The organism is Photobacterium sp. GJ3, from assembly GCF_018199995.1.
Classification (GTDB): Bacteria; Pseudomonadota; Gammaproteobacteria; order Enterobacterales; family Vibrionaceae; genus Photobacterium.
In genome coordinates, this window is record NZ_CP073579.1 from 753893 (window position 1) to 779997 (window position 26105).

The 26105-nt window shown below is 44.7% G+C and carries 29 protein-coding genes and 3 pseudogenes; 9 read left to right on the forward strand and 23 right to left on the reverse strand.

Annotation, left to right across the window (positions count from 1 at the left end):
• Positions 1–75: 75 nt before the first annotated feature.
• The 6 genes from KDD30_RS20320 to KDD30_RS24630 all read right to left on the reverse strand — a co-directional run bounded on the left by KDD30_RS20320 (position 76) and on the right by KDD30_RS24630 (position 5660).
• A complete protein-coding gene (locus KDD30_RS20320; protein WP_211651774.1) occupies positions 76–786 on the reverse strand; it encodes a hypothetical protein in 711 nt (236 codons plus the stop codon).
• 13 nt (positions 787–799) lie between these two features.
• Positions 800–3091 (reverse strand): xanthine dehydrogenase family protein molybdopterin-binding subunit, encoded by a 2292-nt coding sequence (locus tag KDD30_RS20325; RefSeq protein WP_211651775.1) that lies wholly within the window; start codon positions 3089–3091, stop codon positions 800–802.
• A gap of 12 nt (positions 3092–3103) precedes the next feature.
• Entirely contained in the window at positions 3104–3592 is a 489-nt protein-coding gene (locus tag KDD30_RS20330) for a (2Fe-2S)-binding protein (protein WP_211651776.1), read from the reverse strand.
• 425 nt (positions 3593–4017) lie between these two features.
• Positions 4018–4638 carry a nucleotidyltransferase family protein gene (locus tag KDD30_RS20335; RefSeq protein ID WP_211651777.1) on the reverse strand — a complete coding sequence of 207 codons (621 nt, stop codon included), beginning with the start codon at positions 4636–4638 and terminating at the stop codon, positions 4018–4020.
• A complete protein-coding gene (locus tag KDD30_RS24625; protein ID WP_249199440.1) occupies positions 4639–5118 on the reverse strand; it encodes an XdhC family protein in 480 nt (159 codons plus the stop codon). It abuts the gene before it with no gap.
• Positions 5112–5660, reverse strand: a complete 549-nt coding sequence (locus KDD30_RS24630) for an XdhC family protein (RefSeq protein WP_249199441.1) — start codon at positions 5658–5660, stop codon at positions 5112–5114. Before KDD30_RS24630 ends, KDD30_RS24625 begins: the two co-directional genes overlap by 7 nt.
• Before the next feature lie 846 nt (positions 5661–6506).
• Between KDD30_RS24630 and KDD30_RS20345 the strand changes: the two are divergent.
• Positions 6507–6830: pseudogene (locus tag KDD30_RS20345) on the forward strand (DDE-type integrase/transposase/recombinase); the annotation flags it as partial.
• A 243-nt stretch (positions 6831–7073) separates the two neighbouring features.
• Here KDD30_RS20345 and KDD30_RS20350 read toward each other — a convergent pair.
• Positions 7074–7727, reverse strand: coding sequence for a TetR/AcrR family transcriptional regulator (locus KDD30_RS20350; protein WP_211651779.1), 654 nt, complete (start codon positions 7725–7727; stop codon positions 7074–7076).
• 179 nt (positions 7728–7906) lie between these two features.
• Here KDD30_RS20350 and KDD30_RS20355 point away from each other — a divergent pair, with 179 nt between their 5' ends.
• The 6 genes from KDD30_RS20355 (at position 7907) to KDD30_RS20380 (ending at position 15106) form a co-directional block, all read left to right on the forward strand.
• Entirely contained in the window at positions 7907–8197 is a 291-nt protein-coding gene (locus KDD30_RS20355) for a YtcA family lipoprotein (protein WP_211651780.1), read from the forward strand.
• A 47-nt stretch (positions 8198–8244) separates the two neighbouring features.
• On the forward strand, positions 8245–9276 hold the full coding sequence (gene mdtN / locus KDD30_RS20360; RefSeq protein ID WP_211651781.1) for a multidrug transporter subunit MdtN: 1032 nt from the start codon (positions 8245–8247) through the stop codon (positions 9274–9276).
• A gap of 2 nt (positions 9277–9278) precedes the next feature.
• Positions 9279–11276 (forward strand): FUSC family protein, encoded by a 1998-nt coding sequence (locus tag KDD30_RS20365; protein ID WP_211651782.1) that lies wholly within the window; start codon positions 9279–9281, stop codon positions 11274–11276.
• Positions 11277–11345: 69 nt separating this feature from the next.
• Positions 11346–12287, forward strand: coding sequence for a DMT family transporter (locus KDD30_RS20370; RefSeq protein ID WP_211651783.1), 942 nt, complete (start codon positions 11346–11348; stop codon positions 12285–12287).
• A 942-nt stretch (positions 12288–13229) separates the two neighbouring features.
• Complete coding sequence (locus tag KDD30_RS20375; protein ID WP_211651784.1) at positions 13230–14045, forward strand: SDR family oxidoreductase; 816 nt, start codon at positions 13230–13232, stop codon at positions 14043–14045.
• A gap of 251 nt (positions 14046–14296) precedes the next feature.
• Positions 14297–15106, forward strand: coding sequence for a CmcJ/NvfI family oxidoreductase (locus KDD30_RS20380; protein WP_211651785.1), 810 nt, complete (start codon positions 14297–14299; stop codon positions 15104–15106).
• Positions 15107–15216: 110 nt separating this feature from the next.
• Here the strand turns inward: KDD30_RS20380 and KDD30_RS20385 are convergent, their stop codons facing one another.
• The 7 genes from KDD30_RS20385 to KDD30_RS20415 form a co-directional block, all read right to left on the reverse strand.
• Positions 15217–15585 carry a DUF4440 domain-containing protein gene (locus KDD30_RS20385; RefSeq protein ID WP_211651786.1) on the reverse strand — a complete coding sequence of 123 codons (369 nt, stop codon included), beginning with the start codon at positions 15583–15585 and terminating at the stop codon, positions 15217–15219.
• Positions 15586–15734: 149 nt separating this feature from the next.
• Positions 15735–16208 carry a GNAT family N-acetyltransferase gene (locus KDD30_RS20390; RefSeq protein WP_211651787.1) on the reverse strand — a complete coding sequence of 158 codons (474 nt, stop codon included), beginning with the start codon at positions 16206–16208 and terminating at the stop codon, positions 15735–15737.
• Positions 16209–16301: 93 nt separating this feature from the next.
• Positions 16302–16919 (reverse strand): LysE family translocator, encoded by a 618-nt coding sequence (locus KDD30_RS20395; RefSeq protein ID WP_211651788.1) that lies wholly within the window; start codon positions 16917–16919, stop codon positions 16302–16304.
• Between the two features lie 68 nt (positions 16920–16987).
• Positions 16988–17320 (reverse strand): YnfA family protein, encoded by a 333-nt coding sequence (locus tag KDD30_RS20400; protein WP_211651789.1) that lies wholly within the window; start codon positions 17318–17320, stop codon positions 16988–16990.
• Positions 17321–17401: 81 nt separating this feature from the next.
• Positions 17402–18187, reverse strand: a complete 786-nt coding sequence (locus tag KDD30_RS20405; RefSeq protein WP_211651790.1) for an aminoglycoside phosphotransferase family protein — start codon at positions 18185–18187, stop codon at positions 17402–17404.
• Positions 18188–18459: 272 nt separating this feature from the next.
• Positions 18460–19005 carry a hypothetical protein gene (locus tag KDD30_RS20410; RefSeq protein WP_211651791.1) on the reverse strand — a complete coding sequence of 182 codons (546 nt, stop codon included), beginning with the start codon at positions 19003–19005 and terminating at the stop codon, positions 18460–18462.
• A gap of 132 nt (positions 19006–19137) precedes the next feature.
• Positions 19138–19524 carry an ASCH domain-containing protein gene (locus KDD30_RS20415; RefSeq protein WP_211651792.1) on the reverse strand — a complete coding sequence of 129 codons (387 nt, stop codon included), beginning with the start codon at positions 19522–19524 and terminating at the stop codon, positions 19138–19140.
• A 201-nt stretch (positions 19525–19725) separates the two neighbouring features.
• Between KDD30_RS20415 and KDD30_RS20420 the strand changes: the two genes are divergently transcribed.
• Positions 19726–20994 carry an IS4 family transposase gene (locus KDD30_RS20420; RefSeq protein ID WP_211646538.1) on the forward strand — a complete coding sequence of 423 codons (1269 nt, stop codon included), beginning with the start codon at positions 19726–19728 and terminating at the stop codon, positions 20992–20994.
• A gap of 67 nt (positions 20995–21061) precedes the next feature.
• Here the strand turns inward: KDD30_RS20420 and KDD30_RS20425 are convergent, their stop codons facing one another.
• The 8 genes and pseudogenes from KDD30_RS20425 to KDD30_RS24640 all read right to left on the reverse strand — a co-directional run.
• Positions 21062–21484, reverse strand: coding sequence for a GNAT family N-acetyltransferase (locus KDD30_RS20425; protein WP_211651793.1), 423 nt, complete (start codon positions 21482–21484; stop codon positions 21062–21064).
• A 151-nt stretch (positions 21485–21635) separates the two neighbouring features.
• Entirely contained in the window at positions 21636–22013 is a 378-nt protein-coding gene (locus KDD30_RS20430) for a hypothetical protein (RefSeq protein WP_211651794.1), read from the reverse strand.
• 142 nt (positions 22014–22155) lie between these two features.
• Positions 22156–22335, reverse strand: coding sequence for a hypothetical protein (locus tag KDD30_RS24635; protein ID WP_249199442.1), 180 nt, complete (start codon positions 22333–22335; stop codon positions 22156–22158).
• A gap of 111 nt (positions 22336–22446) precedes the next feature.
• Positions 22447–23571 (reverse strand): ISAs1 family transposase, encoded by a 1125-nt coding sequence (locus KDD30_RS20440; protein WP_211650980.1) that lies wholly within the window; start codon positions 23569–23571, stop codon positions 22447–22449.
• 31 nt (positions 23572–23602) lie between these two features.
• Positions 23603–24037, reverse strand: a complete 435-nt coding sequence (locus KDD30_RS20445; RefSeq protein WP_211651796.1) for a hypothetical protein — start codon at positions 24035–24037, stop codon at positions 23603–23605.
• A gap of 332 nt (positions 24038–24369) precedes the next feature.
• Positions 24370–24744: a hypothetical protein gene (locus tag KDD30_RS20450; RefSeq protein WP_211651797.1), complete on the reverse strand. Its 375-nt coding sequence runs from the start codon at positions 24742–24744 to the stop codon at positions 24370–24372.
• 131 nt (positions 24745–24875) lie between these two features.
• Positions 24876–25208 carry a YggL family protein gene (locus KDD30_RS20455; protein ID WP_211651798.1) on the reverse strand — a complete coding sequence of 111 codons (333 nt, stop codon included), beginning with the start codon at positions 25206–25208 and terminating at the stop codon, positions 24876–24878.
• A gap of 165 nt (positions 25209–25373) precedes the next feature.
• Positions 25374–25538, reverse strand: a pseudogene (locus tag KDD30_RS24640) (N-acetyltransferase); the annotation flags it as partial.
• A 1-nt stretch (position 25539) separates the two neighbouring features.
• Between KDD30_RS24640 and KDD30_RS24645 the strand changes: the two are divergent.
• Positions 25540–25695: pseudogene (locus KDD30_RS24645) on the forward strand (IS110 family transposase); the annotation flags it as partial.
• 38 nt (positions 25696–25733) lie between these two features.
• On the opposite strand, the gene KDD30_RS20460 reads toward KDD30_RS24645, so the two are convergent.
• On the reverse strand, positions 25734–26084 hold the full coding sequence (locus KDD30_RS20460) for a hypothetical protein (RefSeq protein WP_211651799.1): 351 nt from the start codon (positions 26082–26084) through the stop codon (positions 25734–25736).
• Positions 26085–26105 lie beyond the last annotated feature (21 nt).

Consider the following 26105-nt stretch of genomic DNA (forward strand, 5'->3'; position numbering starts at 1 on the left):
CAAAACCATGATGGCTGCGTTTATTGTGGTGATACAAGGCAGCACACTCACTGTGCTACCATATTAAAATGCGATTTAGCTTTTAGGGCAAGGTGCACCCGCATCTATCCAGATCGACATTGCTTTTACAAATTCACTATGACTTCCCGGCGCAGGAGACCGTTCCACCCCAGGATTCCAAGCCCACCTGACCAATGGATCATCCTTTACGTGATGCTCAAATTCCTTTTTAAAGGTTTTCATGTCATTACGACCTCCTCGGTAGACAAGATTTGAGTTGCTCGCTGGGTCTAACCACAATTCACATAATTCGACCGCACTCACGTCACGCTCGATTTTCATCCTAACTGGTGGCATATGCCAAACGAATCCCGGCATCAAGTCGTTCGCAGCACCCGGTGGCATTCCAGGCTCTTCACCATTGGTGTCCTGGTGGCAACCACGGCAGTTCACCGCATGTCCTGCACTACTCTGGATAAACTCTCCATTTTCTACTCGAAGGTGAAGGTTGTTCAGGAAGCTGATGTTCATAGGGTGAAGTTCGCGGTTATCGCCCACCGTAGGTCTGTGAAGCCCTTCCTCTTCTACGCCATGACAGTTAGCACAACGCGGATGTGTCGCAACCTGATGTAAATAGGCAAATGCCGTTTCAGGATTTGGGTTTGCGCTATATTCATCAAAAGGTGTCTCATACGGTATTGTGTCCGCTTTCAGTTCATCAGCTCCGAAACTAACACTAAGAACGACCCCTGACATCAATACCGAGCGCATAAAAGAATCCATCATATTGCTCTCCTCATTATGTTCTTAATACGCTTGTTATATGACTGGGTTTCATAGGTAATGCGCGTAAACGTACCCCGACAGCATTAAATACGGCGTTACTAACCGCGGGTGCAACACCTATCACCCCCGGCTCACCTAAGCCGACAGGAAACTCATCGCTGTCTACAAACTCAATATCCATCTCAGGCATATCATTCATCCTTAGCGGCAAATACGTATTGAAATTCGTCGAGCGGACCTGACCATTGTGATATGCATTTGATTCAAACAGAGCCAAACTTGCCCCCCAAAGTAAAGAGCCTTCAATTTGTGCTAATGCGCCATTTGGGTGAATAATTAAGCCGCCATCAACCACTGCGTAAAGTTTTTTCAGCGTGATTTTACCAGTTTGACGATTCACATGAACGTGAGCCGCGGTCGCAATCCAAGCCGGCATTGTCCGCTCTTGGCCAGCACTAACAGCAAAGCCAATTCCCTCATCTTTACCAAGTTTGATATTTACAACTTTCTTAGCTAATACTTCTAATGTGTTCCTAAGGCGTTTTGCACCACCAACACTTTCTGGTGCCTTGCCCGCTTGCTTACCTTTTCCATCCAGCATATCAAGACGGAATTGAACTGGATCTTTCCCTAATTTATGTGCTATTTCATCGATGAAGGATTCCAATCCCCATACAATCCAACCTTGTCCTACACTTCGTAACCAGCCTGGTGTAAATGTTTTTTGGGCTAATTCATTATTGATAGCTCGAGCTCTGTGATTAACCATGCTGTACCAATGATCAGCCCCAGAGGCTGAAAATGGATCAACCTTTCCTTTACCATCGACACCTGGTGGCATGAAATCTGGAGCCATTGTTTTGGTCGGCCAACCTGCTGCAAACGCTTGTTCTAAACCACTAAAGTTTCCTTCCTTGTCGAATGAAGCTTTCAACAAAGATGTGGATGCAGAGCGCGACTGGTCAAATAGGGAGTCATCAGCCCGAGTGAATACCAACTTAACTGGTCGCCCTATGGCTTTCGCTGTCAGCACTGCCGGTATAATCCAATCACCATAGAGGCGACGCCCAAAACCTCCCCCCAGGTAATAAGGTTTAATAACTACCTTCTCTTGAGGAACTTCAAGTGCTTTTGCTAAAACAGGAAGTGTTAATGACGGCCATTGATTTCCCGTATGGACATACCATGTATCCCCTTTAAATTCAGCGACGGCATTAAGAGGTTCAAGCTGAAAATGGTTTGCAGTGTCTGTGGTGTATAACCCTTCAATGCTTTCTTTCGCTTCAATACGTGCTTTTGCAACATCGCCTTCATCAACAAACAAGGTGCCTGTTGAATCACTGCTTACTAAGCGTTTACCTTCTGCTTGAATATCCGCTTCAGACACACTGGCTGTTTCACCTTTTTTATAATCCACCTTGATCAAGTCGACCGCTTTTATCGCTGCGGGGTAGTTTTTAGCGTAAACCACAACCCAGCCTTGCAATGTGTCACTTGGATCTTTTAAAATTTCATAACCAAGGTAACCATTGACCTTTTTCGACTTACTATCGTCAACCTTCCTTACTTCACTACCGTAGCGAGTTGGTGGTATAACGGGCCGTGCATACACCATACCCTCTACTTCAGCATCGATTCCATACACTGCAGTACCATTTGTTTTGGTCGGAATATCAAGTGCTTTAAAGTCTTGATTAAGTCCTGTAAGGTGGCGTTTATTAGCTGGTTTAATTGCCAACGCCGCGATCTCGTCAGCACTAAAGGTACGGTTGAATTTACCTTTTTGAACAATTTCGGCGTACGTTACAGAGTTGCTGCCAGCAATCACTCGACCTTTTTCAGCTCGCGCGCTCCCAGGCTTCACGCCCAACAATTTCGCGCCAGCTTCAATCAATGCGATTCGTCCTGCAGCACCTGCTTGAGACAAAGGTTTAAAGCTTTGGAAGACAGACCAAGAGCCCCCGGTAACCATAAAGCCCCATTTTTTATCGGTATCGACATATTCAATCGATACTTTGTCCCAATCACACTCAAGCTCATCAGCGACAATACGTGCAAGCGCAGTACCGATATGCTGACCCATTTCTGCTTTAGCGATATTAATTATTACGTCACCATTTGGTGTCATATGCCACCAAATGGTAGGTGAAAATGCTTCTTGTGAAACCGCTTCCGCAGCAGACAAATCAAAGCTAACCAATGTAGGTGCAAAAGCCATAATAAGCCCAGCGCTAGCACTCCCAACCATGAATGAGCGACGATTCAAATCAACAGTCTCTTTCTTTTTTTGAAATAACTTTTTCATCACCGCCTCCTGTTATGCTTCTTTTTCATTTGGGTCGAACACTTGCACTGCTGACTGTGACTCAGACACAGCTCGCTTAATCGCACTTTTAATGCGTTTGTAGGCCATACAGCGGCAGTAGTTCGTGCTCATGTGGTTGTCGATATCCTTATCGGAAGGATTAGGATTGCGGTCCAACAAAGTCGCTGCTTGCATAATTTGTCCAGATTGACAGTAACCGCACTGAGGAACTTGTTCCTCTACCCATGCTTTTTGCAGAGGATGCTCGTTGTTTAGCCCCTCGATAGTCGTTATCTGCTTGCCGGCTGCCATTGAAAGTGGGAATGAGCATGAACGAACAGCGTTGCCATCTACATGAACTGTACAAGCACCACACATTGCGACACCGCAACCAAACTTTGTGCCCTTAAGACCGATTTCATCACGGATCACCCAAAGCAATGGCGTATCATCGCTTGCTTCTGCGCTCACCTCACTACCGTTTAATGTAAACGTTACCATGCCTTTGTCCTCTTGATTAATTTTTCAATTAACGCCAAATCAACTTAAAATAACCTAACCATTTTTTAAAAATGAAATTGAAAGAACACCCCGAACACACTCCAAAAGCGGCGTTCTTTCATTCCTACAATCAGAAGCGACTTTCGAACATTTACATACTTAGCCAAGTTCTGAAAAAATCTTCATCGGTGTAATTGGCGCTTCGCCTACCGATAGCCCAACTGCGCAAATAAAGCGCATTACCATCAACGGATGTCTACCGTACAGCACCTGAGGCCGCATAATACTGCGCGATGGCATAACCAAGACAATCTAGCCTCACGACAACTGCATGAGCATTAAGGAGGCGTTCCTTACCTTAAAATTCAATCTCGGCCAAAATAATGTGACGACTCAAACGAAGCACTTGTTGATATTCGATTCCTTTAAACACATTGCCCTATATTCGATTCAAGACAGCCTGCGGCCAATAAGCGCCGCGCGTTGACTAGATCGTCAAGGGTGTCTACGTCAACAGTTGCACGTGGCATGCTTAAAAACTGAGTCCTAACAGTAGTATCACGTAGTAGTTTTTTAGCACCGTGCTCGCCGCTTAATGCGCTGAGTAATACGTTATCTTCGGGTGGGAATATTGCAGGTACGCCTAAACATTGGTTATAACGCGCACACCAACGTGTTGGTTGTCGTTTAAAGCCTGATACCAGCTTTTTCAAGTCATCACTGGTAAGAGCAACTTGATCTGCAAGCACAAATAGAAGCGCTCGGTCAGACTGGCCAAGTTTCTTTGCGGCAAAGGCAATACTGTTACCTAGCCCTTTTTGCCATTGTTTGTTGTACATCACTTCTACATAGCTAGTATCTTCAAGTGCTCCATGCACCTCATGGTGCCATGCACCGCTAATCACATACGTTGGCTCATTATTGACGGAGTTAAGCATTTGCACTGCTTTTTTAACAATGCTCGTATCACCGAGTTGCTGAGTTAGCTTACACTGGCCGAACCGAGAAGATTGTCCTGCTGCTAGTAGCACTTTAGTGATCTTCACTTAGCTTACTCCCCATTCACTCAATGAACGGCCGTCTCTACCACACAAGCTTGCATGTATTTCACTCAGCATAGAAAGGGCGATACTCTCGGGCGTCTCTCCACCGATATTTAAACCTACAGGGCCAAATACAGGTGCTTTAATATCTGCTTTCGTAATACCACTTGTTTCAAATACTTCTGCGCGTCTGTGCGCGGGCCCTAACATGCCTAAGTAGTTCAAAGGTAGTAGTGCCAAAGCTTTAAGCACTTGACTGTCAAGATCCACACTGTGTGCCATTAAAATCACTGAGCTAACTCGTTGCGTGTGACAAAATTCAGCTAGCCTTTTGGCACTATCGCGTAAGATAAAATCTGCATGTTGGAAATATTCACGGCGTGCATTGGCTGGGCGTGGGTCCCAAAGACTGACGTTCCAACCAAGTTTTTTTGCCATTTGATAAACGGGAACAGCATCACTACCAGCGCCTGCAATTAACAAATGAGGCTCAGGGTTGATATGGGTTCGCAACCAGCGATAGCCATCCTGTTCAAGCAACTCTGCTCGACGGTTGAGCGACCATTTTTTTCCCCCTCAGCGAGTTCAAAATAACCTTGTGCTTCACCATCCTCTGGGTTGATACACTGGTAATAGAGCCCTTGCTGATGAGCCTCAAGAGCATTAAACAGTTCTTTAAGACCTAAGTAGGCATTTTCTTTGCTGACAGGTTGTAGCAATATATGAACTACGCCGCGACAACCTATGCCTAACTGGAATGTCAAATCATCTTCGTCGGTCGCATCGTAAGTGAGTGTCAATGAGCGCTGGTCTGACATCACTCTTTTAGCATGGAGTTGAATGTCTGCTTCAAGGCAACCACCAGATAGCAATCCAAGACGTTGCCCTCGTCCCGATATCATCATCATGGCACCTGGCTTTCTATAGCTGGATCCAGTAATTTCATAGATAGTGCATAAAACCCACTCACAATTGTCGCGGCTTGCATTCCATTGAGTCAAAATGTCTCTTAAACTATTCGTCATGAACTTCTCCTAGCCCGCCAAAAAATGCCACCATGCTTACTGCAAAATATCTATAATGAATCACGAAAATGACCATGGAGTTTTTTCCGAATTTGCAACTTAGACTCAAGCAATCATGACAAGCCTAATATCACGATAGTGGTACAGCGCCCACCATTTTCACGCAACACATTCTTAACACTTACTTCCATGACAAAGCCATTCTAGGCAAAATCTTATTAACTTAAAGCTAATACAAAACGAACAAAAAACAACCAGTATACTTTTGGTAACCATGTGTTTTTCACTTGCTTTTTACGACATAGCGCTTAAAACGAAAAACAATAACATCTTGTTATTTAATGTATAAACTCCACTATCATTCACCTACAACTCACTATGAAAATTTCTTTTATAAACTGACCTAAACAAGAAAGCAGGAAACAAGATCTTCCGAGGCAATGCGTTGTTGGAAGCAAACATGCAAAAAGGTGAATAGGTCGCAGGCAAATACTTTGCTTTGGCCACACGATGAGGCTGATACGTAAGGAGTGTTCAAACATGAATCTGCCAGGGATCTCAACATGTCAGTGAAACAGTCGCCCACAACTATCGGAATTTGGTTAGATTTATAAAGGTGAGTACGAAACTTTATTCTTATTACTTATTGCGACAATAATTTGTACTTGTACAAGTATGGTTAAACTTACTTTTTAAGGGGCTAAATAAGCTTTTGTCGTTAAAAAGAATGCTGAGTTAGGATCTCCGCAATACTCTTATCTTTAGCAGTATGTCTATCTACCTATCACCTCTTAGTGGTGGATAGACGAGATCTATATTAACTTCAAAGGTTAATGGAAATATTATTACCGAGCCGTTGGGAAATATGGTGATATGATCAATCTTCTACTACGTTATACGCAAAATAAAAAGATAGCGAGAGTTTTCCAAAAGGCTATCGGACAACATGGATTCCCCGAAAAGGTGTTAATTGACGGCAGTCATAACAACGCGTTAGTACCGCATCATATCAATGTTGAACATTGGCAGAGTGGCCTGATGCTCAACCTCATTGAAGTCCTTCAAGTAAAATACCTGAACAATATCGTCGAGCAAAGCCACCGCAGAATGAAAGGAAAAATGAACCAGGCACTGGGCTGGAAATCTGATGAAGGCGCAAAGGCCTCATAAGTCAGCATAGAATTGTGGGCGATGGTTAAAAGCGGACAGATCGACAACCCTGACGGTTTACCTGCTTGGGATGAATTCTACGTGTTTGCAGCCTAATGGCATTTCTAAATCAGTACGAATGCACATCTGCATCACTTTGCGACAAAACCGTATTGATTGACTTTTACTAAAGAACGCATGATTAAGACTACATTGCTGAAACAGGCCGTTACTGGATGAGGCTGATAATGTCAACGGCCGAATCTAGTCGATAGTAAACTTCTTGTCTTCAATGGACTGTAGATAGAGTTCCAGCACCAGTATTATCTTAGGCATCACATCATAGACAAAACCCTCTCTACGATGAAATGCCTGCTGTACCGCACCTATGGCCAAGGAATGCATAAAATTCACCTCATGGTCGACCTGGTCTTGGGTCCATTCGGGATTCCGTTGCTGCATTGCTTTCATCAGAAACCTCATATAATAGGTCTCACCGAAAACAAAGCCCTTAAGCTGCTGCACAGGAAGATAATCCCTGTTCTCTCTCAGGTACCGGGCATAAGGGCCGAAAAACGACTGAATAAAAGAGCCTGCATCCCATTCCACCCAATCTTCTTTGTCTGTCGTGGCATCAAGGTGCTCAACGATGTTCTGGATATTTTTATCGTGACGCTCCGCCAGAGCTTGGATCACGGCATCAAGATTAGGGAAAAAATGATAGAGCGAACCCGCTGATGTGCGGGAGGCCTTAGACAAATTTTGAATAGTCAGCTGCTCAATTCCACTATCTACAATTATTGCGGTGGCAGCCTCAAGAATTTGCTCAACTCGCTTACGTCCTCTGTCCTGCCTAGGACTATGCCCGATGTGTGGCACTTGCTTTTGGTTTCCCAAAGTACCCTGCTTGTTTTTCATTGCTTAGCACTCTTTTAAATCAAGATCTTATCTAAGTTGTTACTTTCCAATTATACAAAATTTGAATATTTTTTTTAGTTTTATCTCAGTAAAACTAGAAATTAAGTTCTAGTTTGGTGATAATTTAAGAAATAGAATCAAGATTCTAGTTTTATGTTGTTAGCATAATAGGTAAAGAAATGTATAAAAATGCTTATATTTTAACTGCAGGTTCTCCTAGGAATTTGCTACTGATCTCGGCAGTATCTTTTATAGCCGGGTGTACTCCCGCGCCCTCAATCGTGATGTTTGGCGCTTCATTTCCGGATTGGTTGCTATGTTCTGCAGCAGGCATCCTGATTACCTGCCTGCTGCATGTTTTACTCAGCAACAACAGAGCAAAGCTGCTGCTCAAACCTGTCGCTATCGTTTATCCATGCATAACGGCCATATCCTCAATGCTTGTCTGGCTACTGCTTTTTCCTAATTAACTCAATACATTCAAGTAATTCAGCATCAAGAAAGTCGGTATTAAGAAATGTCATTACTAAGAAAAATCTATGCACTTGTTTTGCTCGGTCTTACTGTTTTTGTTCTGGGGCTGGTTCTGGATAGAGTTGATAGCGCCCCGAGAACAGATGACGCCTACGCCTGGGCAGACACAATAGATGTGGTTCCTGAGGTAAGCGGACGTATTATCGAGCTTCCGGTTCAGGATAATCAGCTGGTGCGCAAAGGCGATCTGCTGTACAGGGTCGATCCTCGTCCGTACGAAAACGCACTGGCCGCAGCACAGGCAAAGCTGGCTACGCTGGATGAGCAGATCAGACTGCAACAGCGCTCGGTGGACGCTCAAAAATTTAATGCCGAGGCCGTCTCCGCGCAGGAAAAGAGCGCTAAAGCTCGCTACATTCAGGCGGCAGACTCATACCAGCGTAAACTATCTCTGGTTAAAAAGGGCTATGTATCCAGAGACGATCTGGAGCAAGCCTTGAGCGCAAAGAATAGCGCCGAAGCTATCTATAAAGCCGCCCGTCTTCAGACTCGTCAAGCAAATTCGGCAATAACCGACGTTAAAGCCCTTGTCGCTCAGAAGGCAGAGGTAAAAGTCCAAATTGTGACAGCCAAGCTCAACCTTGAATACAGCGAGGTTTATGCCCCTTTTGACGGAAGGATAGCTTCACTGAGAACCACTGTCGGTCAGTACGCCTCTCCAGCTCAGTCTGTAATGACGCTAATTGATACCAGTCAATGGTACGTGATAGCCCACTTTAGAGAAACAGACCTTAAGGGTGTTCATAACGGAACCCCAGCCAGAGTGTACCTGACCGCAGATACCAGCAAGCATTATACCGGCGTCGTTGAATCTATGAGCTATGGCGTTGCTCCTAAAGATGGTGGCCGCATAGTTAACGGTCTGCCGTCAGTCGAACGCAGTATAAACTGGGTGCATGTCTCACAGCGATTCCCTGTCAAAATTGCAATACAAGATCCTGATCCCTGGTTATTCCGTATCGGTGCTTCAGCAATAGCAACAGTGCAACGAGATATAAAAGCGGAAGATAAATAACTATGCAGATCCAAGCTGAGCACAAACATACAGGCTTCTTGCACCGCCTGGCACAGGATCTGATGCCCTATCCGGGAAGAGCAAACCAGGTACTGCGAACCGTATTGGCATGCGCTATCGTTATCCTTATTTCCCAGACTCTTATGGTACCGTGGTTAGCCCTTTCATTGGTGGTGGTTTTCTTTGTAACCCAGACCAACGTCGTAGTGACCCGGTTAACCGGTGCACTGTTTATACTTGCAGCCACGCTGGCTATTGCCTTGTCACTGCTGATCATTATGGTCACCTGGAATGCACCGCTGCTGCGGATTCTCTCAGCTTGCATCGTTTTTTTCGGCAGCGTGTTTCTTATGCGCACCAGCAAGTTGGAAGTTATCTTTTTCGTTGTTGCTATTGTTGTCATTTACGCGCAAAGCCTGGTTGATATTGCACCTAACGCCGAACTGCTTGTCAGAAGCATTCTCTGGGTATGGGTGGCCGTCAGTTACGCCATCGCCGTAACGGTGATCATCAATACGCTTTTTTTGCCGATTGATCCGGTAAAGCAATTCAAACATGCCATGCAGGGTCAACTGGAGGCGGTGATTCGCCTGCTTGAGCCGGCAAAGACCGAGGAGCGTTTATCGGACGATCCCGGCAAAGCAGGCCGGGAGATGCAGTCTCTCTACAAGCTGCTCAGGTTCAGCGTGATGAGTGATCAATCGATCAGGGACAGGGAGCAGGAGCATCTGGCTCTGCTCTCCTTGATCTCGGAACTGAGGGCAATCACCTGTCATCTGCCCGCCGTCATCAATCACCCCGCAGACAGAGAGCTCGCCCGTCACTTGCAACAAAGCTGCCGGCTTATCTCAGCATCAATAGCGGAAAACAGCGCCTTTCCTGCGATCACCTTTGATAAACAGGCGGGAGAAAACGCTGCGTTAAAAAACATGGCAACCACTCTGCATAGCTACTACGAAGGTTCGGCAATACATAATTCAACAGCAGAGGCGGGCAAAGCCGGTTTTCTGGTGTCTGATGCATTCAGCAATCCGCGCTACCCTATGTTTGCCTTAAAAACACTGCTAAGTGCATTCCTGAGCTATCTGCTGTATGCAATGACGGATTGGGAAGGAATCCACACCATTATGCTGACCTGCGTGATAGTTGCCCAGCCGGGACTGGGCAACATACAGCGAAAGATAGCACTGCGTCTGATTGGCGCCTGCATTGGCGGCCTGATAGCGCTGGGCTCGATTGTTTTTATCCTGCCGCAACTGGATTCTGTTTTCGGTCTTCTGATGCTGACCCTGCCCGTTATGGCTGTCTCTTCCTGGATCACAACCGGCCCGGAAAGAATAAGCTATGCCGGTATTCAGATGATGTTTACCTTCTCCCTGGCCGTTCTGGGAGCATTTGGCCCTGTTTATGAGCTGACGGAGGTCCGGGACCGGATAATAGGCATTATCGCCGGTATCATTATCGCCGGTATCACGCACCTTCTGATCTCACCCGAACGGGAAAGCGATCTGCTGCTGTCCAAGCTGTCCAGACTGCTCAATTTAGCCAGAGAAGGGTTCGGCCGTGCAGATACTCCCTACCGCAGAACGGAGATAAACAGCGGTATGGCGGAGTGTGAAGATATCTCTTCCCGGGTTGCGCTGGAGCCCACTTGGATGCGTACAGAAGGTGCACACGACATCATTTATCACAAGCAGCAAATGCTGCTCCAGGGTGTAAAGCATGTGTTGATACAAACCGACAGGCTTTCCCTGATCATCCGTCATATGTCAAAGCAACACCTTTCCCAGAGCGAGGCCGCGCTCGCCCTGCTGGAAGCCAGACTGAAACAGACCTCCAACTGGCTGGAAGGAAAAAGCGAACGAGCGCCTTTGCTAAACAGTTTCAACCTGTTAGCTGCTACAATGCCGGAAGAATTAAAGATCTCGGCAATAGAACTTAATGAAAGCCTTAATCAACTGAACCAGCTCTCTACCGATTTCGATAAAGTTAGCTCTTAGGTTACTAAAAGTAAACTGATTGACCATAGTTACCATAAGGACATAATACGTCTTGTAAGGGCTGGGCGTATGTCCAATTCGTCATCAACAGAACAGCAGGTGCCGAAATTGAGCAAAACAGCAGACCTAGATATAAAAAACGCAGTGGCAAAAAAAATCATTGCGCTAGTGCCTTGGATATTTGTGTTTCTCTGGAGCACGGGTTTTATCGGAGCAAAATACACTGTGGCTTACAGCGAGCCCTATTTTCTTCTGTTTCTGCGCGGAATATTGTCCTGTATTGCGTTCGCGGTACTGGCTCTGCTGTTTAAAGCAGACTGGCCCAGCAAGAGCACAGCACTTAAGCAGATGACAACCGGCTTGATGATACAGGCGATGTTTCTTGGTGGCTGTTTTAAAGCTATCTACCTAGGAATGCCAGCGGCTTTTGTCTCGTTGGTAACCGGCATGCAGCCTATACTCACTGCATTGATTGTTACGTCACTGTATAGAAAAAAATTCAAAGCTATCCAATGGGTGGCTATTGCGATTGGTTTTCTTGGTGTTTATTTGGTACTCAACCCGAATACAGAAAACAACACTATCGAGTTCAGCGCCATTTTGGCGGCAGCTGTCGGGCTCCTTGGTATGACTATTGGGAGCCTCTACCAGAAGAGATTCAGGGGAAACGGCCATGTGCTGACACAAGTATTCTTCCAGTATGTTTCGTTGACGCTGATCATGGGGATGTTGACTTTTATCTTTGAGAAGCAGAATGTCCTGTGGAGTGCCAGCTTTGTACTTGGACTCGGCTGGCTGGTATTTGTTGTCTCGGTCTGTGCCATTCTTCTGCTGATGTTTATGATTGAAAGCGGAGAGTCGACCAAGGTAGCCACGTACTTCTATCTAGTGCCTGTTTTCACTGCTATAGAGTCATGGCTACTGTTCAATGAAAGCATTTCAACCATTGGGATGCTTGGTATGATATTTTCACTTGTCGGTTTGCTGGTCTTTATGCGTACGTCAAACTAAACGCTTCTCGAGACTTTCTGTTTTTTAATCATTACCTATAGTTTCTGACTACTAATGAGCGCTGCACCTTCATTATAATTCAAGCCAAGAGCCTGATTCACCTTTTCCTTTCACTTTGCGGTGCCTTTATTCATTGAAGTAGTTCAGGTATTTCACTTGAACCACTTCAATGAGGTTGAGCTTCAGGCTACTCAACCATAGCTCAACATTAAGAATATGCAGTGCTAACACGTTGGAATGGCAGCTATCAATTACCACCTTTTCGAGTCATCCATGAAGTCCGATTACCTTTTGGAAAACTCTCGCTCTCTTTTTTGTTTCGCGTATAACGTAGGAGAAGATCAATCAAATCAGCATATTTATCTGCCGCCAGGTAGTAATATTCCGATTGACGTTAAGACTGGCTTCTTTCTCAGGTACGCCCAGTGCTCCAGTAGTGGTGAAAATTTGATAACCCTCCAATTAATAGTCGAGTGTTCAACTTAGACACCCTGCTCTGTCATCGCCTCTTCGCTTACACAGTAGCTTAAACTCAGCACTCCTGTTTGCAACAAACCAGTATTCGACTTACCTGACAGTCAGGGTCGAATTCCCAGGCCCTCAACTGATAATATCACCCTTCACGTACACGAATATCCTTTTCGAGACCCCCTAGTAGCAAAAAGTCGAGGTCTCGTGGGTAGATAGAACTTTTTATTTAATAAACCTATTGTTCTGGAATATAAAGTCCCAATCGATTGATTTTATTTAACATACGTGTTCGTACATTTATCGAAAAAACAGTGGTTACCAAAAGAAAACTAATTACAAACAGTTTCCTTTTGTTTTATAACTTGAAAGGTCCGGCTGTACTTGGTCACTGAAAAATGTGAGAAGCTAAGTAACTCCGGAAATCATCTAGAACAAATAGTACGTTCCGACATTAATTTGTAGGAGAAGAAAATGAAGAAAACTATACTCATAACCGGTGCCGCGACAGGTCTGGGTAAGGGTACCGCAATCGGCCTCGCTCAGGCTGGTCATAAGGTGATTGCCACCGTCGAAAACTGGCCGCAGGTCACCCAGTTGCGCGCCGATGCGGATGCCGCATGTGTCGATCTTGTGGTCGAGAAGCTCGACTATCTCAAGCCCGATGATCACGATACGGTTCTGCGCAAATATGGCAAAGAGGTCGATATCGCGGTGCTCAATGCCGCCACAGGACAGACTGGCCCGGTAGCGGAGGTGCCTGTCGATCGTATCCGCGAGGTCTTCGAGGTGAATGTCTTCCACACCCTAGAACTGGCGCAGCGCTTTGCAGCCATCTTCGTCAAGCGCGACAGCGGAAAGATCATTTTCACGTCGTCGATCGCTGGCTTCTGGATCCTGCCCTATCTTGCGCCCTATGTCGCGTCAAAACACGCGCTCGAGGCCATTGCACAGCTCATGCGACATGAGCTGGAAGACACCAATGTCAAGATTGCGACCATCAACCCCGGTCCGTACCGTACTGGCTTCAATGACCGCATGTATGACACGGTCGATCAGTGGTTTGAGCCAGGCGTAAACTTCAGCGACGAAGCTCCGCTGCGCGAAATGCAAGCGCAGATAGCAGGAGAAGACCTTCAGCTCGATCCGCAGCCGATGATCGACTTCATGGTCAATCTCATCCCGCAAGACGATCACAAGTTTCGCAACGTTTACCACGAGGGTTTTGTCGAAGATGTCAAGCAGTATCAGCTAGGTCTCTGGACGCAGCCGATGAAAGGGAAAGCGTAATTAGAACGCAACGTGAGCCGGAGACAAGTCCGGCTCATGGCAATAGGAGTTTTTTATACGACGACCGGTGATACACGCTATGACTATGTTCAAATTTGAGGTCGGACCGCCCTTTCTCTTAACATGAATACCAAAATATGAAGTAAATCTTTGTAATTCTTTAATTGCGCTAAATACAGATCGATATTGGAGAATAGACTTAGAAATCGCCCAAATAGAAGACAAGTCCGCTAGTTACGCGAGGTAATGATATGGCAGAGAACACAGCAGGAAATAAGCAACAAGGTGCCCGTGCACAGTTGAATTACCATTTGGATGACGGTAGCCCTTTGCAAATCCTGATTGACGCTGATGGCATTCCAGGCAAGCGAATTGATCCACCATTGGAAACAATTACCATCCATTTGGAGGACGTTAGAGACTCACTTCCCGTATTTAAGGATGGCGGGCTAGAGTTCACCGTATCACCTACTCAAGTGGAATCATTTGAACCACTTGAAAACATCAAAGCACAATATGACAACGAATCGGAAGCCTTGATTAAAAAGGTGACAGGTGCTTCCGAAGTCGTGATATTTGACCATACCATTCGGGTTGATGGACCGGGCGTCAGACCTCCTGCAAGACATGTTCATGGCGACTACAACGCGACCTCAGCTCTGAAACGCCTGAAGGACGTTCTTGGCGAAGAACAGGCTGCACAATGGGTCGAATCAGGTTTCGGTATTGTCAATATATGGCGCCCGATTGTGGGCCCAGTCCAGCGTGCGCCACTAGCCTTTATTGACCCCGCAACCATGGATGAGAAGGACTGGCTGGACATTGATATTGTCTACCCGGATCGAATTGGGCATATCATAGGCCTAAAGTACAGCGAACAGCACCGCTGGGTCTATTGGCCAGAAATGACGACTGATAATGCTGTCGTTTTTAACGTCTATAGCAGCACTGGCCTGGCACCAGTAGCGCACTCAGCTGCGGACGTCATTGGCACGCCAAAGGACGCCCCCACCCGCAAGAGCATTGAAACACGTTGCTTGGCCAAATTTGAGCGTTCGTAGCTGTGCATAACTTTGCAACAGAACCCTTGCACAGCTCATGCAACTCTAATTATGCATGTAACTAATTAGGGGAGGTTTACATATACTCAACGCTAATGGTATTCGTTATTCTATAGTTTGAAAGGCGCACATGGCGTTCCCTGGTGATACTTGAGTTGCCAACAAGTCCCTGTAAAAACCCAAATAGAACAACGTTTCGCATAATCACTAACTTCACCTGAGGCACTCACCATTGCTGACTCATACGTCAGAAGTTGAACTGATGGCTCAAGCTGAATGCATTGGTAACTTTGAGAATGAATACGCGTATTAGAAGGCTCTTCTGATGCCATCAATTGTTTAATCGACGTAAAATCATAACTGTTTCCTGATTTACCCACTTCTAAAAAACAGGGATGAATTAGACGATCAATATCCGCTTTACTTTGACGTATGTCGTACTGATGCAATTCGATCTCTTGTTCAATGAGAATATCCATTGAATCTCCCAAGCTAAAATGACAGGTAACACCGCATCAGAGGTGGCAACGTTATTCCAAGAAACTAAACATCCCCCCCCCCCCCCGAAACACAATAACCAACTGAACCGAGAAGCTGTTATGTGATGAGAGTGCTCTGAAACGCCTTGCTAGGCGAGCGCTGCCCAACGAAAGTACGGCCGCTGACCAACCATACGCTCAACGTCAGCACCTAGATTTTTGTAAAAATCGTGTGCTTTCACATTATTCGAACTCGCCGTCCACGCGATGTGCGATGCCTGTGCTATTTCAGCTTGGGCTTTCATCGCTTGCATCAGTTCACGGCCATAACCCTTCGACCTTTGCTCTGCAATCACGAAAAGATCGTCAAGCCAGATAGAAGGTTCGCCACTAAATGAAGAATACCGATAATGGAATAAAGCAAAACCCAGAACTTTACTCGCCCGTTCCAACAACAAAGCATGGGCAAATGGATAATCACCGAATAACGTGAGTTCAATTTTTTCTACCGTTGTAGAAATTTCACCGTTAAAGCCTTTCATACTTCGATCAAATTCAGCTTTCAGCGCAATGAGTTCTAACAATTTACCGGCATCTCGCCTGGTCGCTTTCCTTACGATCATTTCTTCTCCATGACTGAAAATTTGGTTGTCCGCTATCGCCCAGTGACATTATGCAACACGCGTTCCAGTTCACCTTTGAACAATAGGCTAGCTTCATATCTGTCGGATAAACAACAGGTTAGCACCAGATAACGCCAGAAAAGATGCACAAGCTCTGTTAAAACGCTTCGCCATGTGCGGTTTTGTGAACCATTGCCTCACATATATTCCAAGGATGGCGTATATAGAGATTGCGCACATTTCTAAGACCAAGAACGTTAAACCCAAAACAAAAAACTGTCCATTTACACTTGTGGAAACATCGACAAATTGTGGGAGAAACGCAGTAAAGATCAAGATGGCCTTGGGGTTGCCAGCGGCGAGTACAAACTCTTGTTTCGCTAAGCCTAAATGGTTACGATGGTTCTCTATTTCTGTCATTGGACTGGCTTCTGAACGCCAAAGTTGAAACGCAATCCACAGCAAGTAGGCTGCACCCAAAAGTTTTATCACGAGAAATAGGGTCTCAGATGCGTAAAGCACGACGGCTAAACCTGAAGCAGCGAATACGATCATTACTGTAAAAGCTGAAATCCGGCCAAGGCCAGCAATGAACGCAGACTTAAAGCCATAACAACGAGCATTGTTCATTGATAACAGGTTGTTTGGCCCTGGTGTCATATTGAGCGCAAAACATGCAGGGATAAAGAGTAATAACTTCCAGATTTCCACAATCGTTCCTCCATGAAAACGAACACCACCCGGCAGCGGTCTGTTCACACATCGCTAGCCGGGCCTTGTTATGTGCTCCGTGGGGCGAACATGATAATTGCCATCCCCAAAAGTGCCACACCAGAACCCACAAGATCCCAAGTGGTTGGGCGAATACCATCAACAGCCCACAACCATAAAATAGCCATGAAAATATAGACGCCTCCATACGCAGCATAAACTCTGCCTGCAGCGGTTGGATGTAAAGACAGCAGCCAAGCGAATACCGCAAGACTCAGTGCAGCCGGCAGCAGCAACCAAACCGATTTCCCCTCACGCAGATAAAGATATGGTAGGTAACAGCCAACAATTTCGGCGAAAGCGGTGATTAAAAATAGACCGACTGTTTTTACTTCCGGCAAAAGATAATTCCTCTGATTGATGACACATGATCAATGGCATGGACTCCTCTCATCAAGCTTTGCCGCACGAGGAAAGCCTGCTCATGCACGGGCACCCACCAAAGTGTCGGTAATATACTGCTTATGGCTATTGAGATATTGGATATCCGCTAAGTAAGCCAAATGATGCCCATCTTTGATATTTTCGATGAAAGCTTGGTTACCCTGACTGGCTTCATTGTACATATGGTCTACCAAAGCTTGTACTCTGTCCATCATTGCATCCACGAAAACCAGACGGTCTTTTTCTGGTAAACCATAAGCATCACAAAACTGCTTGGCTCGTACAGACTGAGATTGCAAGTCACCCATTGCATCATACTCGTGAGTTTTGAATGGAGCCCAGCAGTATACGGCATAAGCGATATCCCAAATTCTGGGTGCGGGATGTGCAGTATCAAAGTCAATCATGCCCACAGTTTCTGAGCCAATCAGCGTAACATTATAAGGCGCATAGTCTCCGTGACAGATAACCTCGATTGGCTCTCGACTGGGAAGCATCCACTCTAGTGATTCGTTCGAATGTTTTGATAGAAACGAACTGGATACATCATGAAATAAACGGAGGAGTTTAGCCGCAGAAGTCAGGGCTTCAGTCGTAGCAATATGACCTTTCAGCGGATCATTGAAAACCTCACCGTCAACATAAGACAAAATTTCATTTCCTTTATCATCGAAACCATCAGGCTGTGGGGCTGCATGAAAGCCACTTTCAGCAATATGTGACAATAAACAATGTACTGTTTCAGACCACTTGCTACGTGGTCGATAAATCTTATTTTCTGATCGAAAAATCTGACCTTCTCGCCCACCTTGAAGCTCTTCCATCGATATCCTTATGTGTAATTTATTTGTGCTTAAAACGCCGACTTAAGGGGCTGGAAACGCGACACCTTGACAGTCAATCTTGAGGCGTTTGTGATATGTAACGACCCAGATAATTTTTGATGAAATTTACATCAGCACTATAGAAGTCACTCAGTGGAATTTGGTGTGAGACACGCAATACCGATGCTGCCGCAGAACCTTCACCACTGAACCCTATTGCAACCCCAAATACCACGCGTTTGCGATCCATCTTTAACGGCTTGTTAGGAATACTAAGTACCGTGATACGACATAATTGCTATCAAGTTAGAGGGCTTAGCACTATTTGTTGTTAATACCCATTGCTCTAGAAATCTATTGCCTTGAAACAAAGTATAAGAAGTCGTAGTTAGACTACCTGATTGTACAATTATTTCTTTTTTGTAAGTAAAACCGCTACCGGCAGGGGGTAACCAGGCTTCCATACTTGCTTGTATTTTATCAATACTACCTTGATGAACAAAAACAGAACAAAGATTGTTGTTTAGCAAAACCAATCCAAATTTACCTTCGCTATTTTCTAAATACCATGCTCTTCCATCGTTACCTTTAAGGTAGTTTTCGGCAATTTCTTTAGGTGCAACTTTGAAGCCTTTTCTTTGCGCAGAGGTTTCTAGAGCCGATTCGTCTTGACGCCCCACAACACAAGTACCCATAAACAGTTGTATTGGTGTTGATTTGCGTAAAGCAAGGCCTTGATCCTCTTGCGCTGTTGTTGCCTTACAGCCAACAACTGAAATTATAAAGGTCGCAAGAATATATAATTTAACTCGATTCATGTTCCGTATTCCTAAACACCATGTTAAGGGGTGAAGCACGCACTACGATGCCTCCGCATAACCACCTAACCTAAAGGTAACGTAACACATAGTAAAAATGTCACGCGTTGCGAATCCCTTTTGAACAGTTGGTTATGTTTCTAGCTCACGTTTGACGGCTAGGACTTCAGCCTCTGCGAGATCGTAAAACTTGCGCTTTGCCGTGGCTGCAACTGGGTTGTGTAGCTTCCTGATATTGTTCAATTTCCATGCTAACCAACCCTCTTCAAACGCCGACTCTTCACAACCTGAAAACTTGCAGTCTGCTTTGCTCCAAGGTGCGCAGGAAACGATATCAATGATAGCGACAATTTGACCCTCATAATCCTCATCCCCATCCTTTGTTAACCTTGTATTATTTTGTACCAGCGCTACGTTTCGCATTGGGAGTCGTTCTGGCATCCAAGATCTGATTTCCAATGATTTAGTTTCATTGGAAATCATGGTTCCCCATGGTTCAACTACGGATAAAGCTTTCAAATTTTCCTCCATGAAGCATAACGCCGCAGTAAGTAGTGAGCAACGCTCACCATGACACCTAACCCATTGTGCTGTAAATACTTAAGCCGATTTCATAGACAGGATCTTTAGCTCTAACCCCATATTTTAGATAGAAAAAAGGCTTCACTTATGATCTGATAATCGTCGCCAAACAAACAACCAGAATCAACCGTGAAGCCGATGACGATTATCTCTTTAAAAAAGCAACTGGTGCAATTCTTCGATGCCAGTTTTCTCGAAAAAACTGCAAGAAAGTGTGGTTTTACTCAGCGGGCCAGAGCAATTCAGCCTCAACAATTGGTACTCAGCCTTCTCGCGGCTTTGAGCAAGGGCAATTGCCACGCCATTGCCGACCTTCATCGCCAGTTCAACGGGATGTGTCTGAGTGAAAAGCAAAATGTGGCTTATAAGCCTTTTCATAACCAGTTGCGAAAAGATAGTTTTGCCGACTTTATGAAAGAGCTGGTCAAATTTGCAATAGTTCAGCTGTTCCAGAAGAGTTCGCGTTCAATGCCAGCAAATTTATCTCATTTCGACGATGTTATTCTGCAGGATGGCAGTTCTTTTCGAGTTCACGACGGACTTCGTGAGGTTTTTCCAAGCCGCTTCAAAAACTATCCTGCTGCGATTGAATGTCATATGACCATGTCGCTGTTTGACCAGTCACCAAAAACGATGACAGTAACGGCAGATACAGCATCTGAGCGGACGTACTTGCCCACACCTGGCAACCTAGAGAAAAAATTGCTTTTAGCCGATGCTGGCTATGTGGATTTTAGCTATTTCGAGCAACTTTCTCGTCATAACGGCCATTTTATCGTCCGTGGCGGTAAATCACTGAACCCAACAATTGTTAGTGCCCACAATGGCAATGGTCGGCGTTTACCAAGATTAATAGATATGAAACTCAAGGATATTAGCCGAAAAACTAACCGCTCCGAAGTTCTTGACCTGAGATGCAAGCGAGGAAAGTACGAGTTCCGGGTGGTGCGTCGATGGTTCGCTGAAGAAAAGCGTTTTTGTCTGTGGTTGACAAACTTGCCGACATCACAATTTTCAGCAGACGATATCATGGCGCTCTATCGGTGCCGATGGCAAATTGAGTTGCTATTCAAGGAGTTAAAGTCGCATACGAATTGGCGTCGTTTTGTAACGGCACAAAAAGCCATTGCTGAGGGGCTGATTTGGGCCAGTTTGCTAGCGCTGATTGTTCGGCGAAGTATTGCCATAACCAGCCTGCCGTCAGTATCTGTATTAAAAGCGGCAAAAAATGTTGATGTTTGGCTACTTCCAATATTGGAAAGCTTGATGCACCAAGCAAGGTCTGAAATATCAGGGCGACTGGAATGGGCTATGGTATATATATCAATGAATGCTCGCAAAGCAGCTCAGAGAAAATCCAAGAAAGACAGAACCTTAGATGGAATTTATGAAAAGCTTAATGCTTAAGGTCCTGTCTATGAAGCCGATTTAAACCAACATTGTCAGGGGTTGCGAATCTGTCTTCAACACTTTGTTATCCGTTTTTTAGAAACACACGCTGAACCTTATTAACACCAAATCCAATAGCTTCGTAAAACTCATGTGTGTCTTTTCTTAGTTCATTACAACGTACTCTAATATCCCCTTTATTTTTCTTTTGGGCATATTTTACGAGTGCTTTGCCGATACCTTTGCCACGTGCTTCAGGAGAAACAACTAGCCCACCAATTTCAAAGAAGTTCTCTGATGCAAGGCGCCGAGCATAGAAAAGGTGTAACCAGCCTAAAATTCGGCCATCTGATTCTGCGACATAAACCTGATCTTGAGCAGAATTCAGTAATTCTTGAAGCTTTGAAAGAGATTCGGAAGAAGATAACTCGGCATATCCAAGATATTTGGATACTTCATTAATGCCGAGAACATCCGATTCTGAAGCAGTTCTGATTATATGTTCCACTCTACGTTTTCCTTGTCTTTCATAACACCAAGTTCAGGTGTGAAGCACATAATACCGATGGCACCGCCGAGCAGTATAATCACAAAAACCAACACAGAATAAAAATGGTACGCGTGCCGAATCGCTCTTTAATTGTCTGTTGTGCGGTTTCCTAATACAGTAACTCATCAGCTTCAATACCAACATGATCGGGAGCTAAATATTGAGGAAATCTGACTGCTCGGATTGTATCGTGACCAAGTAACATAGCTTTGCACACTCTGTGCATCCCATCCATGACCCTACCTTTATGACACAGGAGGATTGGGTATGATAAATCAGCGTTCTGGATGAGTTTCGTGTGCTCTATAATGTTTCTACATGTTGGTTTTGCACCACCCAACTCGAACCAAAATTCTTCGTCTAACTCACTGATGTCAGCTAACGAAATTTCGATAACGGGTAAATCTTTAGCGAGTTCAATTAGCCGGAAAACATCCCACGATAGCAGCCCTTCATCAGAGCTTCGAAAATGATACTGTTGTCTCATGATTCTCCTTACTCCACCACGCCCAGTTCAGACGTGAGTGGCAACATCGATAAATCTAAGTCATTGTTCTGTAGATAACTAAATTGATTTCGACTCAAGTACCAAGCATTGCGAATCGCTTTTTAATTACTTATTATGTGTGTTACTCAAACTTGGCGATATGACATTGATACTTTCTCTCACGCCACCACCAAATCAATAAACTAAAAGGAATAGCACCCATCAATCCCCAGAAACCACTCATGAATATATCGGTCGTTTGCGCCCAGCCCCAAACCGTTTCAGATATAAAAACCGGTTCAATACTTTGCCCTACCATCACGCCTAAAATTGCTGGAAAAGAAGTGCGGACAACAAACCTAAGACTCCCCTGTTGTCGTTCTAGTTTCCACTTGGAAAGTTCGTTTTCCGAGCAGGGCGAGAGCACGTATGCTCAGTTTTTATCCAAACCTTGGATTCCCGCCAATATTACTTGCTCCAAATAGGCTATATTCATGGCAGCTATTTTTTGCTTGCGCCTGATACTCGCCTTTTTGCTTGTTTCTAATCGAAGCATGTTAAGCGCCATGTGACGCACACCAGCCAGGAGTTCGGCGGCATTGCCACGATAGATTTGGCAAGCATCTTCCTTCATCGTGACATCAAGCACCCAGTGCAACCGATTTTCGATTTCCCAGTGACCTCGGACTGCATCGGCAAAACCTTCGGGGGTGAGCACCGCAGAGCTAATGTAGTAGCGGTACTCCAGCGATTCTTTCCCTGCTGAGTCAATACGATAGCCAATAGCAACACCGACGCTTTGAAGCCCTTTCCAATCAGGGAAATCTGTCTTCAACTCCTGCGCTGGCATGACGTGGTATTCGCGCGCTTCAATACGCCCATGTCCGCGCTCGATGTCACACGCTGGGCTTTTTTCGAGCAATGGCGCCAACGCTTTTTGTACTGCTTTAGCCAGGCTTTTTTGGTTGCCTTTGACTGCTAATAGGTAATCGCCACCTTGCTCAACTATCTGCTTGGCGATATCGGTTTGACAGCCCATCGCATCGATAGAGACAAGACAACCTTTGATATCTAACAGCTTGAGCAGCTCAGGGATGGCGGTGATTTCATTGGACTTATCTTGGGTTTTAACTTGTCCCATGACAACGCCGTTGGCTGTCGCAAAAGCACTGACCATGTGGAGCGTTGATTGCCGATCTTCTCGGTTATAGGAGCTGCGTAACACCTTGCCGTCAATAGCAATAAGCTCGCCATTCGAATGGACGTTGGCTGCCTGCATCCATTTTAAAAAGCAGTCTTGAAACTGGTCAGGCTCAATGGAAGAAACAACCCTGGCAATCGTGTCATGGACAGGGATGCCCTGGCGAAAAAGTCCTTTGTCCTGTAGCCAATTGAGGTGAGCTTCGCCAAAGTCTTCGATATCTTCCCAGCCCTCCATACCGGCAATGGTGGCGCATACGGTCAGAAACAAAATGTCGAACAGTGGGTACGATATTTTTGCTGACTGCCGTGGGTCTTGAATCACTGAAAAGAATTGAGAAAAAGCATCGATATGCATCAGGAACTCCCGTAAAAAGGGGAGTATATGATCACAGCCAGCCTTGATCGTCAAACTGATCTATTTTGTTCAAAAAACGTTCGTGATCTTGCCCTGGTTTTCCGAGTCTTTCATTATCTCCTCCATGAGATATGCGGTATAAACATATAACGCAAAGCACACGGGCGGAAAGCGTATTAGCCTTTGACGTCTCAGCAGCCCAAGACTGCGATTGATCCGCCTTTTTATATAACATGCTACCTTTACCACCAACAAACATGCCTATAGCAACTAATACCGCCCCTATTGCGAATGTATGAAACCTAAATTGTGTCCAATCAAATGAATGATCATCAGTAAAAGCGAGCTTCAAGTAGACATCATCAGGCGATGATTGAAATGCATAAATTGGCAATAAATCTGCCATGAAGGCTGCAAAAGCGTACAAAAGAATCAAACAGCCGATGATCATCAATGTTTTATTCACTTGAACCTGCCTCTTGCAATTAACGCTGCGTTGCTTAGTAAACGCTGTGACCACCAAACCTAAATCATTGTGAATGCCTCTTCAACAGTATTCTATGTGTGAAGTGGTCAGCACACAAACTATCTAACTACCTTCACCAATGTTCAACTCATCGATTACATCTTCCCAAGCAGAACAGTCAACACCAAGAATATGACTAACTTTTCTCTTTTCTTCAATTGTTTAAGAGGGAGTCGATCGGATTCAGGACTATAACTGGACTTAGTGACAACGACTACTTCGCTATGTTTCATTCGTTAATTCCGTATGAGTGAATAACGCTTTGTTACAGCTTAAGCGTACACGTACTGCTCTAATCTTTTACCTCGATCATCAACTGTAATTGCTTTCACATAAACTTGGTGATTTTTTGCCATGTAGACTTGAAGATAAAACTCTTTAACGCATTCCAAGGTAACATTGTGACTAGCAGCATGCTTAGGCAACCATTCACGATAGTGACCGATTGATTTTCTGATTCTCGGAGTTAAACGAAAGAGTTCCTCTGTTTGGACGGGAATCCAAGAAATCTGAACTGGCTTACCTCGATTTAAGCGAGCCAAAGTGTATAAATCTTCGATAATAAATGTGCCGTCAACATAATTGCACCCACCGACGAATGAATGGGTAAAGTTATGAGCCATCGATTTAATTAACTTATACTTCATGCTACCCCTTGAATGATAACCCCTTGTTTAGTCGTAAGGTACGCTATACAAAAGCTTCTACACGATTGCGTAATCAAAATTTCACTGCAAACCCAGAACGCCATGCGTGTCGAATCTGCTTCAACAATTTGTTATATGTCGTTATTCGCATCGACTAGTTCACCAACATTGACTTCTGCGAATATAGGATTGCTTAACAACCAACGTTCTATCACCAAGCGCTCTTTCTCTGTTGGAGAATCATATCGATTATTAGATACCACAAAACAATCAAATTGTTCCTGACTAGATCCGCCACCAACAATTAAATTTTGACTTTCTACAAGATCAATAAACTCATCGATAAATTCCTCATAATCAGTTTCACTATGTTCCGTCATTCGACAGTTCACTGCAAAACCATATACTGTAAACTCACCACTGAATAATTTCTTTCTTAATCTTCTACTACGATTTTTCGTCATTTATCCTCCTAGGCATAATATGCTGAAAAGACTGGTAGCAAAACCAAAGTAAAGCTGCAGTTTTGACATCCATGTGATTTCCCCTGTTACAAAGCAGTTTCATTGCCAAAACTTCCACAACTTTTTTCCTTCTCTCTTTCGTTGACTTCCCATTTCTTAGCCATTCTAGAGAATATACTCTCTGCGTAGCCGAAGTTGGTAAAAGTCAGTTTCATCGTGTTTGGGATTCTTACGTACGAAAGCCCAACCATGACGCTTATAGAATCTGAAGGCTCTCGTGTTAGTTCGGCTCACGGAAAGTCCAGCATCCAAACAACCCGCTTGACTCAAAGTGCAGTGTAACCCAGAATTCGAACGTGCCTACCAACGGCTTCTGGCTGAAAGAAAGCCCATAAAAGCAACCATCATTGCATGCGTCAGGAAGTTGGTTGTCATCCTAAATTCTATGTTGTGCAATGGCATTTTATGGGATGCAAAATCAGCATGATCTTAACGATTGATGCCATAGTCGTTTGTTATGTGAATTTAGCAAGTTGTATGCTCCGTTAACGCCTTATATATTGCAGAAAACAAACTAACTTTCGTATCTTTCGGTTGCCTATACAACCATGATTCAACAATAGCCCACAGCCCATCTTGAACAGGCTTACCTACGTCATTCTTGGGTAAGCATACTTCAACTTTTGCTGTATCTAAGCTTTGTACAACTGCTGACATATATCCTTGACACCATTTATCTTGCGCCGAACATGAAGAGATTATCATCATAGGTTCAACTTCTAAGCCTCTTTCAAGTGCCTCCCTAATTAAATCTCGTCCATCGCTTGCGCTTGAACAACAAGAAATAGACATCATTAGCAAAAACAAATACTTCAAACTTTCACCTTTTCATATAAC